Raw genomic sequence first — 16327 nt, forward strand, 5'->3', positions numbered from 1 at the left:
ACACGCGTGGGCAGAGCGCGGGGACCGCTCAATGCGAAATGCTCTCCAGCGACTTGCCGAGCGTGCGGGGACCCATCAGGCCGATGGACACCATCACGAGCGCCATCGCCCCCGCGATGAAAACGAACACGCCTGTCACGCCGAACGCCTTGAGCGTAAACGCAATGGCGAAGGAACTGAAAACCGCCGAGAGCCGGCTCCACGAATAGACGAAGCCCACGGCGCGCGCGCGAATGGCCGTGGGGTAAAGCTCCTGCTGGTAGGTGTGATAGGTGAACGAAATGATGTTGCCGGCGAGCGTCAGCAGCACGCCGAGCGTCACGATCGCGACCGCCGCCGACGCCTGGCTGAACAACAGACCGCTCACGATATTGATCGCCGCCATGCCGACGATCACATGCTTGCGCTCGAAGCGGTCGGCGATCCAGTAGCCGAGCAGCGGACCCAGCGGCGCAGCGAGACCGATTACCGTGGTGTACATGAGGCTCGACGTGACCGTAATGCCCTGCTTCACGAGCAGCGTGGGCACCCAGTTCGCAAAGCCGTAAAAGCCCACCGTCTGGAAGATATGGAAGACGATGAGCATGACGGTGCGTTTGCCGTATGGCGGCTTCCACATGTCCGCGAATCCCGCTTTGCGCGGCACCGGGTCGGCCGGGCCTACCGCAGGCAGCGGTGCACCATATTGCCGCGCCACCTTTGCTTCGAGGTCCGCCAATACCGCTGCGGCTTCTTCGGTGCGGCCTTGACTCGCGAGCCAACGCGGACTCTCGGGCAGATTGCGCCGGAAGTACCAGACAAAGAGCGCGCTAATGCCGCCCAGCAGCATGACCCAACGCCAGCCATCGAGCCCCAGCGGCGCACGCGGCACCAGCAGCCACGAAAGAAACGCCACGACCGGCACCGCCGAAAAGCCGATCGCCTGGCACACGGCGAACGCCCTGCCGCGCAGGTGTTTGGGCGCAAGCTCGGAGAGGTAGGTGCCGATCGTCACGAATTCGACGCCGATGCCCAGTCCCGAAACGAAACAAGATCAGCTTCCATACCGCGCGCGTGGCCGGAAGCCGGTCGAGACGGGCCGATATCGCGCCGTACTGCGCGCTGCCGTCGGCAACCGTGTTCGCATCGGCGGGTGCTCCATGGTCAGCGGCCCGCAGATTCGCCGCGCCCTCCAGAATGGCCATGTCTGTCTCCAATGTAGTAGTTGGCATCAATTGTTCGTGGCACGTGGCTTACGGATATCGCGCTTTCAATTCGTCAAATGAAGCGATCTCTCCCGCGAGCGCGCTCGCCGCGACTGTCGGCGGGCTCGCGAGCCACACACGGCCAGGCCCCGAGCGCCCCGGGAAATTGCGGTTGATCGCGCTAATCGTGACCTGGCCCGCGTCGACGGAAACCCCCGGTCCGCAATTGGCGCACGCACCGCATGAGGGCTGCAGCAGTATGGCGCCCACCTGCTCGAAGGCCGCGATATAGCCGCGCCGCACGCAATAGTCGCGCACGTCGGACGTGCCGAATTGCAGGTAGAGCTTCACGTCTGTGGGCACGCGTAGGCCGCGCGCCGCTGCCCACGCCAGCACGTCGTGGTAGTAGTCGAAGTCTTCGCGCTTGCCCGCCGTGCACGAGCCGCCATAGGCGATGTCGATGCGCGGCCTCGCTTCGAGTTCATGCAGTGCGATGCCGTTGCCGGGGTCGCCAGGCGCGGCGAGCATGGGCGAGACGTGAGCGCAGTCGATGTCGATGACTTCGGCATACACAGCGTCCGGGTCGCTGCGCATCCACGGCTCGATGGCGAATTCGATGCCGCGCCGCTCGCGCAAAAAACGCACGGTTTCTTCATCGGGCGCGACGATGCCCGTGAAGCCACCCAGTTCCGCCGTCATGTTCGTGAGCGTCGTGCGCTCGTCAGTGCTCAATCGCTCGATCGCGGAGCCGGCGAACTCGAACACTTTTCCCACGCCCGCGCCGGCGCGAATGCCGGGCTGCGCGAGCAGGTGCAGCACGAGGTCTTTCGCCGTCACGCCCGCGGGAACAGGACCGTGAAAATTCACGCGCAGCGACTGCGGCACCGCCATGCGCACCGCGCCCGTCACGAACGCATTCGCCATGTCGGTGGTACCCACGCCGAACGCCAGACACCCGAGCGCACCGCTATGCGGCGTATGCGAATCGGTACCGACGACGACCTGCCCCGGCAGGGCATAGCGTTCAGCCATCATCGCGTGCGAAATGCCTTCGGAGCCTTCGCGGATGCCGCCGTCCAGCTCGCTCAAATAGCCGTGAATGCGCAAACCGTAGTCGTGCGCGAATTGCCGGTGCGCCGCCGAAAGCTCGCGCACATCGGGCAATAGTCCATTGCGCACATGCAGCTCGCTCTTATGCGCATACGAAAGATGGTCTTCGAACGCGAGTAGGGTTTCGGGATCGTGCAGCGAGAGCGGCTTGCCGAACGCGGCATGCAGCATGTGCGCTGCCATGCCCGTGTAGTACTCGTGGATGAAACGCCAGTCCGCACGCACGAAAACGCCCGCGCCCGGCGTGAGCGATTCGCCCGTGCGCTCCGTGCGCAAGACATGGCGCGCGAGGATTTTCAGTGCGAACGTAAACGGCGGGTTCTGTGCTCGATGCGTGGCATGCGCAATCTGCCGCATGGATTGCGCGCCGTATCTCAACAATCCGCCGCCGCGCAGAATCGACGCCGCGAGGCCGTCGCGAGAGGCAACCAGCTCTTCGATGTCGACCGGTTCGCCGCGCTGGATGCGCTCGATCAGCCCGAAGTCGGTCGACGTGAACAGGCCGATGTTGTCGGCGTTCTGTCGATAAATGCGCTCGAAACTGCGCGCGATGACGAGCCGGATGCCCGCACGGAATTCGGCCAGCGGGCTGTGCTCGCGCGACGATCCCTTGCCGTAGCGATTGCCGGCCACTGTCACGCTGAATCCGCCATTTCGTACGGAATCCATACCAACAGGATTGCGCCCGCCGGCCTGAAAGCCAAGGTAGGGCACGCGGCCGAGGCGCTCGTCGAAGCGCGTGAGTACGCTCATCGGCGTGATCTCGTCGGTCGAGACGTCGTCTCTCAATGCGTCCGGCGTGACGCCTTGCAGATCGGCGCCGTTCAATTGCCGCTCGACCTGCTCCGGGTCATTGCAAAGAAACAGTACGCGCCCAGTCAATTCCAGTGTTGCCATCCAATTTCTCCTTGAGGGGAAATCTTGACGGCGCCGGGCGGCGCGATGAAGTGCTCGATCGGCAAAGGGGGCATCGCCGTTCGCGATGCCCTCGTTAACCCTCGCGCTGGACGAGCGTGTCGATCAAGGCTTGCACGGCCCGCAGGCGCGGCGACTTGCGCAACGCGTGCAGTTGCAGACTGCGGCTCGTCGCCCAGGGCTCGTCGAGCGGCCGGCGCACGAACCCCTGCGAGCCCGCGAAGGCCGAGGCCGCACTGGTCGGCACGATGCCGATGCCGAGCCGCGCCTCGACCATGCGGCATTGGGCGTCGAAGCTGTTGACCGTCACCGGAATCTTGAGCGGCACGCGCGCAGCGGCGGCGCGCTCCTTGAGGATCTGGTCGAGAGAGCCGCCCGCCTGCAGGGCCACGAGCGGAAAACGCAGCACGTCCTTGAACGTGAGTGCGGACATGGCGGCCAGCTCGTGCTCGGGCGGCAGCACGACCATGAGCGGGTCGTCGGCGAAGTGCCACGAATCCAGCCCGCCAGGAATCCTGGCGCTCGCGGAAATCCCCACGTCCGCGCGATCTTCCATGCAGGCCCGCACGACCTCGTCGCTGATCTGTTCGGTCAGGGCGATCTGCACAAGGGGGTAGCGCGCCTGAAAGACCTTGAGCCGCTCCGGCAGAAAACCAACGATGGCGGACGCGTTGGCGAACAGGCGCACCACACCCGCCACCTCGCCGCTGAGCGACTGGACTTCGCGCGCCAGCGACTGCAACTGGTCGTGCACCGCCACCGCGCGCGAAAACGCGTGACGGCCCGCCTCGGTCAACTCGACGCCCGACGACGAGCGAATGAGCAAGGGCAGCCCCATCGCCGCTTCCAGATCCGCCATGCGGCGGCTCAGAGCCGAAGGCGCGATGTGATTGCGGCTGGCCGCTCGCGCAATGGAGCCTTCCTCCACCACCGAAATGAACAGCTCGAGGCTATAGGGATCGATTCGCATGGCCGCAATAATATCAGCAGAGTCAATTAACGTCCGACCCGAATAAATCAGAAAGGAAATTAAAAGGGAAATATAGACCAAAGAATTAATTACGTTCGCGCACTTCAGACCATCCCAGAACTGCCGATATTGCGGGCAATAGCAGGCGAAACACGCAATTCATGCAGTAAGCATTACCTCATTGATTTGATGTAATTAATACCTTGCTATTGGCGGAAATTGACTAAGTTTCGGTAATTGAAACTGGAGACAATTCGTGTGACATTTTGTTACGTCTGATTTTCACATGCCAGGGGGAATTATCGGTAATATCCGCCGCGCGTCTGACTTCAAGCAGTGACTTCGTAATCTTCGTCCGAAAAAATTGCGCACGTCTCCCCTCCTTCAGGGATCCAGCGCAGGGTCGAAATTCCCGACGAGGCAGCCGTAGCGAGGGCGCAATATTTACCCGCGCGAAAGCAATAGACAGATACGCAGGTTCGCGCATTGGCGCGGGCCGAGCGGCGCACGTAGCGGGCGCAGGGCTCATCGAGCCGTTGTCCAGCGTCCGTTAAATCTCATTCTTCAGACCTTAGCCAGCATCTGAGCGCGCATCGCGCGCCGTCGCCGGCTGGGCGTCGTTTTGTCTTTTTTCTTCGATCGATGAAACTCTTCTATCTCTTGCTGTCGTCGTCGCTATTCCTCGCGGCGTGCGGCGGCGGTTCCGGAAGCTCCGGCACGGAAGCGACCAATGCCTCGGCCACGACACAAAGCGCGAGTGACGCGACTGCTGCGGACGCCATCGCGAATGCGGCCACCACCACGCGAGGCACGCTGCACTGCGGCTCCGCCGTGAAGTCGAGCGCGAGCTCCGGCAGCGAGCTGGTGAGCGTCGATACGCCGACCACGCAGAGCGGCCGTATCTTCGCCTCGGGCGCGGCGTTTCCCCTCGCATTCACCACCAATGCACCCGCAGCCGACACGGTGAACTGGTCGATCAGCGACCATCTGGGCAAGGTGGTGACGAGCGGCAGCCTGCGCGTGACGGCAGGCCCGGTGACCACCACGCTGAGCTGCACGTCGACGCTCGCAGGCTACTTTTCCGTGACCGCCAAGCTCGCCACCGCCGGCGGTCAGCTCCCCGAGCTGGGCACCCGCCCCGCCGGCACCGCGACCTTCGGCGTGCTGCCCAATCTGGCCGGCATCGTGCCGACGGTGACGTATCCGCATCAGGACCTGCACCGCTTCGGCATGCAAGGCGAAGACGACAACACGTCGGTGCTCTCCTCGCTCGGCATCTCGTGGACCTATGACCACCGCGAGCTGTACAACATGGAGGCGAACGGCCCCAACACCTTCAACCCGAACGCCAACAACCTCGACCCGTTCTACACCGCGGGCAACGTGATGCGGCTCGTGCGTCTGGACGGCATTCCCGCCTGGGCGAGCCCGACCGGCGCGTTCGAGGACGAAGCCCTGCCGCCGAGCAACCTCTCGTACTACCAGAACTACATGAGCCGGATCGGTACGGAATCGAACCTCATTCGGACGACTTACTTTCCGAAGCAGGCGTCGAACTACTACCAGCTCACCTGGGAACCGGACGCCCAATGGCAAGGCAATGACACCCAATTCGTGCAGCTCTATCAGGCCGTCTATCAGGGTATTCACTCGACCGATCCGCATGCAGTCGTGATGGGGCCGACCGATACGGCGCCGTCCGGCACCGCCGATCACCTCAAGGCCCTCGCGCCGCTCGGCTACGCGCAGGACATCGACGGCGTGACGACGCACGGCTACTACGACATCAACGGCAGCTCGCCTTCGTTCCCGCCCGAGCGTCAGGAAACCGATCCGGCCAACGCGTCCGGCTCGCTGATGGGGCAAATGCGTGCGCTGCGCAGCGAGATGGCGGCTGACTACAAGCCGGGCATGAAGCTGTTCAGCACGGAGCTTGGCATCAGCTACGACAACGGTTCGTCGTACGGTCCCAACTATCCGACCGGCAATATCCTGTACGCACAAGGCGCAGTGGTGGCCCGCAGCCACCTGATCATTCTGGGCGAAGGCGCTGATCAAACCTGGATCTTCTACGGTGCGGACTTCCCGGGCCTCGTGGGCTACGGCACGTTCTTCGATCTCGCCGACGCACAGGGTCAGTATGGCGCGCAGAACATCAGCCCGAAGCCTGCGGCGATGTCCGTCGCGGCGATGACGCGTATTCTCGACGGCACCAACACGCTTGGTCCGGTGAAGAAGACGCCTTCGGGTGTCTACGCCTACGCGTTCCAGCAGCTCAACAACGGCGCGGTCATCACGGCCCTCTGGACGCACAACAACAGCGTGTGGAGCGCGAGCGCCGGCTACAGCTCGACCTATAGCGTCGGCTACAGCCTCGCGGTGGATGCACCCGGCACGAGCGGCACGGTCACCGTGCTCGACGAAATGGGCAATCCGACGACGAAGAGCTACACCAACGGCAAGGTCGCGCTGAGCCTGACCGAATCGCCGGTGTATGTGATTTCGCAGAACGCTTCGGTGGCCAGCGCCAATGCGACGCTGCCCACGGGCTACGTGCCGAACTGAGCGAACTTACCGAACTGAGCGAACCGGGCGGCCGCCTGGTCGCACGAAAACGCCGTACCCTGAGGCGCCCGGCCCGCGGACATTGTTCCGCGGGCCGGGCGCCTCTTCCGTTTACCGCGTGCGGGGCACGCTTGTCCGAACCCTCGCGTGAGACGACACCGCGCTTCCGAATGCCCAAATTTTCGACGCAGCGGCAGAAATGAACGAAAATGCTGCGAACCCACTGGAAAGCAACATGAAACGACTGTTACTCGCCGCACTTACCGCCGCCTCGTTCGTGACCTGCGCCCATGCGCAAAGCGACGCGACCGGCTCGTTCGCCACCCCCGCAGGCACGGTGCAATTCGTGCGCGACGACCGCGACTTCGTGGCGGTCCTCGGCAAGGATGTCTTCGACCGCTTCGACGCGAAGACGCTCGCCCATTTCGACGAAGTGGGCCACGACAACAGCACGATTACGCGCATGCTCGTGCAGACCGCCTACGGGCCGGTGCTGTATGACTTTCGCCACAATCCGCCGCTCGTGCAGCGTGTGACCACGCGCATGACGATCAAGCGCGTATTCTGGCAACCCGACGAAGTCGTGATGCAAGGCTCGGAGGGCTGGTTCCGGCTCAAAAACGGCGCGCTCACGAAGCTGCAATCGTCGACGACCACGTACCGCACCAACTAGTCCGGTTAGACGTCTTTCTCGTCCTTGTCGTCGCCCTGCGAGTCGCGATCCGCGATCTTCAGCTGACGCAGCTTGTGATACAGCGTTTTCTTCGGCATCCCAAGCTCCTCGCTCGCCTGGGCGACGTTGCCGTGATGGCGGCGCAGCGTGTTCTCGATCAGCATCCGCTCGAAATACGCTAGCTGGTCCGCCAGCGTCTCCCCTTTCACGGTAGCCGCGCCCGCGGAGAGCAGGCTGTCGCCGGTCAGCCCGAGCACGAAGCGGTCGGCGACATTCTGCAGCTCGCGCACGTTGCCGGGCCACGCGTGCGTCATGAGTTCGGAGACCTGTGCAGCCGTCACGACCGGCGCCGGCGTGCCGAAGCGCCGCGCCGCCGCGAGCACGAAATGCTCGAACAACAGCGGTACGTCCTCGCGGCGCTCGCGCAGCGGCGGCAATTCGATCTGCGCGACGTTCAGCCGGTACAGCAGGTCGGCGCGAAAGCCTCCTTCCGCGGACACTTCGGCGAGATCGGCCTTCGAAGCGGCAACGATCCGGCAATCCACCGGAATCAGCTCGTTTGCGCCGAGGCGCTCGACCACGCGCTCCTGCAGCACGCGCAGCATCTTGATCTGCAGCGGCATCGACATCGTTTCGATCTCGTCGAGAAAGAGCGTGCCGCCATTCGCCCATTCGATCTTGCCGACGCGCTTCTTGATCGCGCCCGTGAACGCGCCCGCCTCGTGACCGAACAGTTCGCTCTCGAACACCTGCTCGGGCAAACCGCCGCAATTGAGCGCCACGAAATGCGCGTCGCGCCGCGCGCTGAAGTCGTGCAGGCTGCGTGCGATCAGTTCCTTGCCGGTGCCCGTTTCGCCCGTGATCAGCACCGACACGGAGGTATCCGCGAGACGCAGAATCTTCTTGCGGACCTCCGCCATGGCCGGCGACTTGCCGAGCACCAGCGCCTCGATGCCCTGCCAGTTGTGCAGCGAAGCGCGCAGGCCCTCGACTTCGAGCGTGAGCCGCCGCTTCTCGACCGCGCGCGCCACGCGGCCCGCGATCACATCGGAGGAGAAGGGCTTTTCGATGAAGTCGTAGGCGCCCACGCGCATCGCGCTGACCGCGGTCGATATGTCCGCATGCCCGCTGATCAGCAGCACTGGAATCTGCGGGTCGATCGCCATCACGTGATCGAGCAGTTGCAGGCCGTCGATGCCCGGCATGCGCACGTCGGAGACGATCACGATTGGCGCGCCCGGCGCGATGTCGGCATACGCATCGGCGGCAGACGCATAGGCGTTCACCGGAAAGCCCGCCAGCGCCACCGCCTGCTCGACGCCGATGCGGACGTTCTCGTCATCCTCGACGACCAGCACGCGAATCTCATCTGCCATGTTCTGTCCTTTGCGGCTCGGCTGCCGCGAATTCGATCGTGAAGCGGGCTCCGCCTTCGTCGCCATTCGTTGCGGTGATTTTCGCGCCAAAGCCTTCGACGATGCGCGACGTGATCGCGAGCCCGAGCCCGAGGCCTTGCCCGCGCGGCTTGGTCGTCACGAACGGCTCGAACAGGTGCGCCAGCACATCCGGCGCGATGCCGGGGCCGCTATCCTCGACCGTGAAGCGCACGCGGCCTTGTGCGTCAGGCTCACCTGCCTCCATCGCGATCGCGCGCGTGCTCGCGTCGCGCACGGCGTCGAGCGCATTGCCGAGCAGATTGACGATCACCTGTTGCAGTTGACTCGACTCCGCATACACCGTCGTGCCTGGCGCGATGCGCACATCGAGCCGTACCGCTTCGTCGCGGATGCGCGACTCGTAGATGAGCCGCGCATGCGCGACGGCTTCGCCAAGCGACACCGCCACGCGCTCCACTTCCGGCTTGCGCGCAAACGCCTTCAGCTCGCTCGTGAGCACCGCCATGCTGTCCACGAGACGCCCGACGCGCTCGAGATTGGCGATCGCCTGTGCGCTCTGATTGCGCTCGAAGAAGGTACGCGCATTGTCGCAGAGCGTGCGGATCGCGACGAGCGGCTGGTTCAGTTCGTGCGTGAGCCCCGCCGCCATCTGGCCGATCACCGCCAGCTTGCCGGCATGCACGACCTCCTGCTGCGTGGCGCGCAGGCGCTGCTCGGTGCGTTCGCGCTCGGCGATCTCGCGCTGCATCTGCGCGTTCGCTTGCGTGAGTGCGGCGGTCCGCTGCGCCACGGTCGTTTCCAGCTGGTCGTTCGCGCGCCGCAACGCTTCTTGCGCCTTGAGCTTCTCCACGATCACGCGGCGGCGCTGCACCGCATACAGCGCGTAGAGCGCGGCGATCAGAAACACGCCCGTGACGAACGCGAATGCGAGCCGTTGCTGGCGCCGCGCGCCCGCCGTGTCGAGCAGCACCATGATCGTGTCCTGCCCTTGCGGCGCGGGGCGCGACATCACGAGAAAGCGGGCCGTGCGGCCCGCGCGGCGCAGGTCGGGAAAGAGGCCGATCCACGCGTTGTCATTCCAGTCGCCCACGCGCCGATATTGCAGCGCCTCGACGATGCGGCCCGCGTATTGGCGCGACGCCTGGATGTCGCGCTGCTGCGGCTCGGTCATCGCACGCATGGCGCTGAATTTCCATTCGGGCTGGGTCGAGATCACGATCACGCCGTTGCTGTCGACGACGATGGCGGCCTCGCCAGGCGTGCGCCACGCGGATTCGAGCGCGTCGACGCTGACCTTTACCGCCGCCGCGCCGATTGCCGTGTCGCCGTCGTGAATCGCACTCGCGAAGTACAGCCCCGGAATGCCGGTGTTCGTGCCGATGCCGAAGAAGCGGCCGCGGCCCTGCGCGAGCGCGTCCTTGAAGTACGGGCGATACGACACGTTGGTGCCGACGAAGCTGACCGGCTGATTCCAGTTGCTCGCGGCGACCACCGTGCCCTGCGCGTCGATCACGTCTACCGCGCCGCTGCCAACATCGCTGTTGACCGCTTCGAGATAGGCATCGACCGCGGGCAGCATGCCGTGCGCTTCAGCGGGCGGCGCCTTGAGCAACGCGCGCACGCTGTCCTGGCGCGCCACGAGCGCGGGGACCATCTCGAAGCGTCCCAGCTCGCTTTTCAGGCTCGCCGCGTAGAGATCGAGCCGATGCTCGCCGACGTCGGCCAGCGCGTCGATCGCGCGGTTCCATGCGAACTCCACCGCGGCGGCGGCCGCACCGACATACAGCACGGCCGCCGCCGCCCATCCCCACCATGGAATGCCCTTGTAACGCATCTGCACGTTCGCCCTCGTCGATTGGCTGCCGCCAGACGGCGGGTTCAGCGGATACCGCGCGCCGGGTGCACCGGCGCCACGATCGCGAAGGCGCGCGCAACGGCGCGTCATGCGCCGAAGTGCGCGAGCAGGATGAGCGTCACGGTCACGACGATGGCGCCGCCAATGCGCGTGGCGATCTGCGCGAACGGCATGAGCTGCATGCGGTTCGCGGCGGTGAGGATCGCCACGTCGCCGGTGCCGCCCTGGCCGCTGTGGCACGCGTTCACGATTGCGGTGTCGATAGGGTACATCTTCATCAGGCGGCCCACCACGAAGCCCGTGCCCATGAGCGTGACCACGGTCGCGGCGATCGTCACGACATTGACGAGCGTGAACGCGGCCATGAGCTTGTCCCACGGTGTCATCGCCACGCCGATCGCGAACAGCAGCGGGTAGGTGACCGCGGTCGAGAAGAACTTGTAGACCACGAACGCGCCTTCCTGCAGCGGCGGCGAAACCGCACGCGCGAGCTTCACGAGCACGGCGAGGAACAGCATCGCCACCGGCGCGGGCAGGCCGAACAGCTTGTTCGCCATCAGGCCGATGAGGTACAGCGTGATCGCCGTGATGCCGGCCGCGGCGATGTGGCTCACGTCCACGTGCCCGCGGGCTTCGTCGTCCGACGACGCCAGTTCATCGGTCGCGCCGACTTGCAGACGGCCGTTGCCGGTGAGATGCGGCATGCGCTTGCCCAGCATGTCGAGCATGCCCGAAAGGATGATCGCCATGAGGCTGCCGAGCATCACGGGCGGCAAGACCTGCGCGAACAGGTCGCCTTGCGCGACGTGCATGATTTCCGAATAGCCCACGGAAAGCGGAATCGCGCCTTCGCCCACACCGCCGGCCATGATCGGCACGACGATGTAGAGCAGCGTGTGCTTGACGCCGAGACCGAGCGCCGCGCCGACCGCGGTGCCCACGATGGTCGCCGCCACCGTGCCGGCCGCCAGCGGAATGAAGATCTTCAGGAAGCCTTGAATCAGCACGCGCCGGTCCATGCTGAGAATACTGCCGACGATGATCGAGGCGATGAAGAGATAGAGGAAGTTGGTCTGCTTCGTGAACTCGACCGTGAGGTGCTGCACGGGCGTGGGCAGCACGTGGTAGTACACGAGCGCCGAGGGCACGAAGGTCGCGAGAATCGCCGCCGCGCCGATATTGCGCAACAGCGGCAGGCGCTTGCCGAGTTCGGCGCACGTGAAGCCGCAGAAAGCGAGCACGGCGATGGCCATCGAGATCTCGCCGGGCACCTTGCCGGTGACCGCGAAGCCCGCGATCAGCGCAAACAGGATCACGTAGATCGGCAGCGGAATGATGCCGATGCGAATTTCCATCAGCTTCCACCAGCCTTCGGGCCAGAAGCGGGTTTGCGTCGTCGGGGATGACTCGGGGACCGCCTGGGTCACTTGCGAGGCGGCGGATGCGGATGCACTGTTCTGCACGGGATGTCTCCTTCGTTTTCGCGACCGGACTGCGTCGCGTCTCCGGTGCTTGTTTAATGAGGGCTGCGGACTATCGAGGGATAGGCCGCCGGGCCTCTATAAAGCAGTAGCCGTGCCAGCGCGCGCCGGCGTCCCGAATGATCCGCAACCCGTTGATTTATATGGACGTTTCCGGAACGCCCTCAACTCGAATCCGTCACCGATCCGAGATTTCAGAATCGGCCCGAGCCGCAGGCTGAAATCTCGGCCTGCCACTCGGCCCGACCGTTGAGCGCATGGCAAGAGTGATTTTCAGAATTCGCTCTGGAACGACGCCGATCGTTGGCAGAAGATGGATCACCGCAATGTGAGGAGCGAGCCATGAAAATCGTCTTGCCAGGATGCGCCGTCGTTTGCGCCGCGGCGCTGTGGAGTGCTGGCGCGCTGGCCGCGCCGCCGGGTTCGGCTTACCAGACCCCCGTGCAGTTATCGAGCGGAAGGAATCTGCTTTGCAGCGTGAACGAATCACAGCCCGCCGGCGAAACGGCGGCGCTCACGCGTCGCGAGCAGGTGGAAGCCGATGTCCTCGCCACGCAGCGTTTGAGGCTCGTGAGCGGACCGGAATCGCCTTATCCCTCTGCCTATACGGCGCCGAGCGTTGCCTGCGTGGACGCGGGTTGAGGCCGCAGAAAGCACCGCGGGGCTCGATTCGCCTGACGAATCGAGCCCCGCGTGCTGCGAAGTTGGGTGAGAAGACCGATCAGAAGCGCGTGCGCACGCCCGTCGTCACTTCGACCTGGTTGGTCGCACCGAAGGTCGTGCCCACCGTGTAGCCGCCGTGCAGCTTCATGTAGTCGCCTGCCAGATACACTTCGGTGCGCTTGGACAGGTGATAGAAGATCGAGCCGTAGAGCGTTTCCTTGAAGCCGTTGTGCAGCCCGCTCGTGGGATCGAATGCGCCGATGTTGGCGTTCGGAATATCGCCATCGACGTTATACGCGGCGTTGTGCGTGCGCATTTGCTGATAGCCGAGTTCGTAGTCGAGCGCGCCCTTCGGCACGAGCTTGAACGAGACCGTCCACGCATTGTCCTGACGCTGGCCGAGCGCTCCCTGATTGCCCCAGTAGCGGAAATAGCCCGCATTGGCGCGCACGATGCCGATCGTGTAGTTGCCGCCGACCGAGAACGCCTGGTTCGTGTTGCCGTCGCGGTTCACGTGGTTATAGAAGGTCGAGGCCGTCCACGTCGGGGCGTTGTAGCCGAGTGCGAACTGATAGTTCGCGTTATTGCCGAAGCTCGTCGAATTGCCGAACGCGTAGCCCGCTGCCGCGTAAATACCGTTATCGAAGACCTTCTTCCACGCCAGGCCGTTTTCGTAACGCGTGCCCGTTGCGCTCGCCGCGTAGAAAATCATCTGCTTGAAGTTGTTGGCGTTGGTCCAACCGCCCTCTTCCGTCGTGAGTTTCGCGTTGCCGTACGGGTCGCCGTAGATGGCCGCGGCGTCACGCGCGATGGTGTTCTGGAAGCCCGCCGTGAGCTTGCCGAAGCGCTCGTCTTCCACGCCGACCCATGCGTCACGGTCGAAGATCTGGCCCGGGTCTTCCATCTGGCCGTCGCTCACGCGGTATTCGCTTTCGAGCCGGAAGATCACCTTCGTGCCGCCGCCGATGTCTTCGGCGCCCTTCAAGCCCCAGCGGCTGCCGCTGAACCACGGTTCGCCGGCAATACCCATGCCGATCACGTGATTGCCGTTGGCGTCCGCGTGCGATTGATACGTGGGTACGCTCAGGTCGATGAGGCCGTAGAGTTGAACGCTCGATTGCGCGTGTGCGCCGCTCGCCGCGAGTGCGCCGAAAGTCGCGCCAACCGCAGCGACAGCAAGTTGTTTTCTCTTCAAGATCGTCTCCAGGGGGTACTTCGTTGGAAGTTTTCATGGACCCGCTGCCATCACTCACCGGTTGCGGCGAGCCGTGTGAATCAGCGGGTGAGACGAATAGTAGAGAGGTGAATCCTTCGCGATTCTTTCACGAACGATGGGTATTCCTAAGTACATCCACTAATACCGCAAAAAAAGCCGGCCTGCTCAGGCCGCCACCGCCTCCTTCACGCGAAGGATGTAGCCGAGGCCGCGCAGCGTGGTGATCTGCACGCTCGATTCCGCCAGATGCTTGCGCAGACGGTGGATGTAGATATCGATCGCGTCCACACTCGGTTCGTCGCTCAGGCTGCAGATGCGCTCCAGCAGCGCCTGCTTCGGCACCGCCTTGCCCTGGCGCAGCATGAGTGCTTCGAGAATGGAATGCTCGCGCCGGCGCAGGGCGAGCGGCGCATCCTTGTGGCGAAACTCGCGCGTGTCGCAAACGTACTGGAGGTCGCCGCAGGTCAGCCAGCCCGACTTCTCGCCCGTCTGCCGCCGTATCAGCGCCTTGATGCGCGCCACCAGTTCGCGGCTGTCGAAAGGCTTGACCACGTAGTCGTCGGCGCCGGCGCCGAAACACGCCACCTTGTCGTCTATCGAGCCATGCGCGGTCAGCATGAGCACGGGCACGTCGTTGCGCCTGCGCCGCAAACGGTTGAGCACGTCCTTGCCGCTCAGCCGCGGCAGGCGCATGTCGAGCAGCACGAGATCGTAGCTCTGCGTGAGCAGCACGGAATCCGCGGCTTCGCCATCGGCTACGCAGTCCACCGTGAAATTCTCGGCGCGCAGCAGGTTGACGATCCAGTGCGCGAGTTCGGCGTTGTCTTCTACGAGCAGCAGCTTCATGGTCCCTCCTCAACCCCCATCATCCAGGCCAGACGGGTAAGCGCACCGTCGCGACCAGACCCACCCGCTCGGCCCCCGCGGCAACGCTCACCGAGCCGCCGTGCGAGCGCGCGACCTGATGCACGATGGCAAGACCGAGCCCCGTGCCTTCGGTATCCGCCGCGACGCGATAGAAGCGCTCGAACACGTGCGCACGGGCCTCGGCGGGAATGCCGGGGCCGTTGTCGACTACCTGCAGCATGACCTGCTCCCCTTCGCTGCGGCACACGGCCGTCACGCGGCCGCCCTTGTGCGTATAGCGGATGGCGTTGTCGATCAGGTTCGACACGAGCGAGGCCAGCAGGCCCGTGTTGCCCGCCACCTGCACGTCGTCGTCGAGTTCGGCGCCGAGATCGATGCCGCGCCGTTCCGCGGCCTGGACCATCTCTTCGAGCACGGAAGACACGACCTCGGTAAGATCGACGCGCGTCTGGCTGGACGACGATTGCGTCATCGATTCGGCCTGTGCAAGCACAAGCAGTTGATTCGTCAACTCCGCCATTTTCTGGCTGGTGCGGCGCACGCCCTTGAGTGCGTCGAAAAGCGCGGGATCGCCCGCGTCGCACTGACTCGCGAATTGCGTTTGCGTGGTGAGCAGCGTGAGCGGCGTGCGCAGCTGGTGCGCCGCGTCGGCGATGAACTGGCGCTGCATGGCGGCATGCACCTTGAGCCGCGCGATGCACTGGTTGATCGCCTCGACGATCGGCCTCAGCTCCGATGGCAGATGATCCGGGCGGATCGGCTCCAGTTGCACGGGCTCGCGGTCGGCAACGTCGTCCTTGAGCTTCATGAGCGGCCGCAGTTCGAGCGTGAGCCCGAGCGGCACGAGCAGCGCTACGAGCGCCAGCATGAACCACTGGCGTGCGAGCTGCGGCCTCCATAAGGCGTTGACCATCGCCTCGCGCGACGCGATCGTCTTGCCGACGATCACCATGACGCGCTCGGCGCGGCCCGAGTCGTAGAGCATACGCTCGTAGGCCACGGCGCGAATCGGCAAACCCGCATAGGTGGTGTCGTAGAACACGGGCGCCTCGGCTGTGTTCGCGCGCGGCAGCGGCAAGTCCGGCGCGCCGCCCAGCAGGCGGCCATTAGCGGCGAGCACCTTGTAGAAGACGTGATCCTGCCACGGCGATTCGAACAGTTCCAGCGCCGCCGGCGGGATCGTCGCGCTGAGGGAGCCGTTGTCCCAGTCGACGTCTTCGATGATCGTGCGCGCCGAATCCAGCAGCGAGTGGTCCTGCACAAGATCCGCGGTCTGCCGCGCGGCATCGTACGACTCGCAACTCGTCACGACGACAAACGCGGCGAGCGGCACCAGCAGCCACAACAGCAATCGCCCACGCAGGCTATGCACCATGTCGCGCTCTCTCAGGTACCGAACCGCGAGGCTCGCGCAGGACGGCGGCTGCGGGC

11 protein-coding genes and 1 pseudogene are annotated in these 16327 nt (G+C 64.6%); 3 read left to right on the top strand and 9 right to left on the bottom strand.

Annotated features, from left to right (window positions below):
* Positions 1–28: 28 nt before the first annotated feature.
* The 3 genes and pseudogenes from AB4Y40_RS08040 to AB4Y40_RS08050 form a co-directional block, all read right to left on the bottom strand.
* Positions 29–1184 (bottom strand): annotated as a pseudogene (locus AB4Y40_RS08040) (MFS transporter).
* 48 nt (positions 1185–1232) lie between these two features.
* Positions 1233–3191 carry an aconitase family protein gene (locus AB4Y40_RS08045; RefSeq protein WP_368687220.1) on the bottom strand — a complete coding sequence of 653 codons (1959 nt, stop codon included), beginning with the start codon at positions 3189–3191 and terminating at the stop codon, positions 1233–1235.
* Positions 3192–3285: 94 nt separating this feature from the next.
* The gene (locus AB4Y40_RS08050; protein WP_368687221.1) at positions 3286–4179 is read right to left on the bottom strand and encodes a LysR family transcriptional regulator; all 894 of its coding nucleotides are present in this window, start codon (positions 4177–4179) and stop codon (positions 3286–3288) included.
* Between the two features lie 642 nt (positions 4180–4821).
* On the opposite strand from AB4Y40_RS08050, the gene AB4Y40_RS08055 reads away from it, so the two are divergent.
* Both AB4Y40_RS08055 and AB4Y40_RS08060 read left to right on the top strand, forming a co-directional pair.
* Complete coding sequence (locus AB4Y40_RS08055) at positions 4822–6744, top strand: hypothetical protein (protein WP_368687222.1); 1923 nt, start codon at positions 4822–4824, stop codon at positions 6742–6744.
* Positions 6745–6979: 235 nt separating this feature from the next.
* The gene (locus AB4Y40_RS08060; protein WP_368687223.1) at positions 6980–7417 is read left to right on the top strand and encodes a hypothetical protein; all 438 of its coding nucleotides are present in this window, start codon (positions 6980–6982) and stop codon (positions 7415–7417) included.
* Between the two features lie 5 nt (positions 7418–7422).
* Here AB4Y40_RS08060 and AB4Y40_RS08065 read toward each other — a convergent pair whose 3' ends face one another.
* The 3 genes from AB4Y40_RS08065 to AB4Y40_RS08075 all read right to left on the bottom strand — a co-directional run bounded on the left by AB4Y40_RS08065 (position 7423) and on the right by AB4Y40_RS08075 (position 12096).
* Positions 7423–8793, bottom strand: coding sequence for a sigma-54-dependent transcriptional regulator (locus tag AB4Y40_RS08065; protein WP_368687224.1), 1371 nt, complete (start codon positions 8791–8793; stop codon positions 7423–7425).
* A complete protein-coding gene (locus AB4Y40_RS08070) occupies positions 8783–10648 on the bottom strand; it encodes an ATP-binding protein (RefSeq protein ID WP_368687475.1) in 1866 nt (621 codons plus the stop codon). Before AB4Y40_RS08070 ends, AB4Y40_RS08065 begins: the two co-directional genes overlap by 11 nt.
* Positions 10649–10755: 107 nt before the next feature.
* Positions 10756–12096: a 2-hydroxycarboxylate transporter family protein gene (locus AB4Y40_RS08075; protein WP_368687476.1), complete on the bottom strand. Its 1341-nt coding sequence runs from the start codon at positions 12094–12096 to the stop codon at positions 10756–10758.
* 396 nt (positions 12097–12492) lie between these two features.
* On the opposite strand from AB4Y40_RS08075, the gene AB4Y40_RS08080 reads away from it, so the two are divergent.
* Positions 12493–12792 (top strand): hypothetical protein, encoded by a 300-nt coding sequence (locus tag AB4Y40_RS08080; protein WP_051481482.1) that lies wholly within the window; start codon positions 12493–12495, stop codon positions 12790–12792.
* A gap of 79 nt (positions 12793–12871) precedes the next feature.
* On the opposite strand, the gene AB4Y40_RS08085 is transcribed toward AB4Y40_RS08080, so the two are convergent.
* The 3 genes from AB4Y40_RS08085 to AB4Y40_RS08095 form a co-directional block, all read right to left on the bottom strand.
* A complete protein-coding gene (locus AB4Y40_RS08085) occupies positions 12872–14011 on the bottom strand; it encodes a porin (protein WP_368687477.1) in 1140 nt (379 codons plus the stop codon).
* Positions 14012–14194: 183 nt separating this feature from the next.
* The gene (locus AB4Y40_RS08090; protein WP_368687225.1) at positions 14195–14875 is read right to left on the bottom strand and encodes a response regulator; all 681 of its coding nucleotides are present in this window, start codon (positions 14873–14875) and stop codon (positions 14195–14197) included.
* Between the two features lie 19 nt (positions 14876–14894).
* Positions 14895–16271 carry a sensor histidine kinase N-terminal domain-containing protein gene (locus AB4Y40_RS08095; RefSeq protein ID WP_368687226.1) on the bottom strand — a complete coding sequence of 459 codons (1377 nt, stop codon included), beginning with the start codon at positions 16269–16271 and terminating at the stop codon, positions 14895–14897.
* Between the last annotated feature and the right edge of the window lie 56 nt (positions 16272–16327).

It is taken from the genome of Paraburkholderia sp. EG287B, assembly GCF_040965595.1.
Taxonomy (GTDB): domain Bacteria; phylum Pseudomonadota; class Gammaproteobacteria; order Burkholderiales; family Burkholderiaceae; genus Paraburkholderia.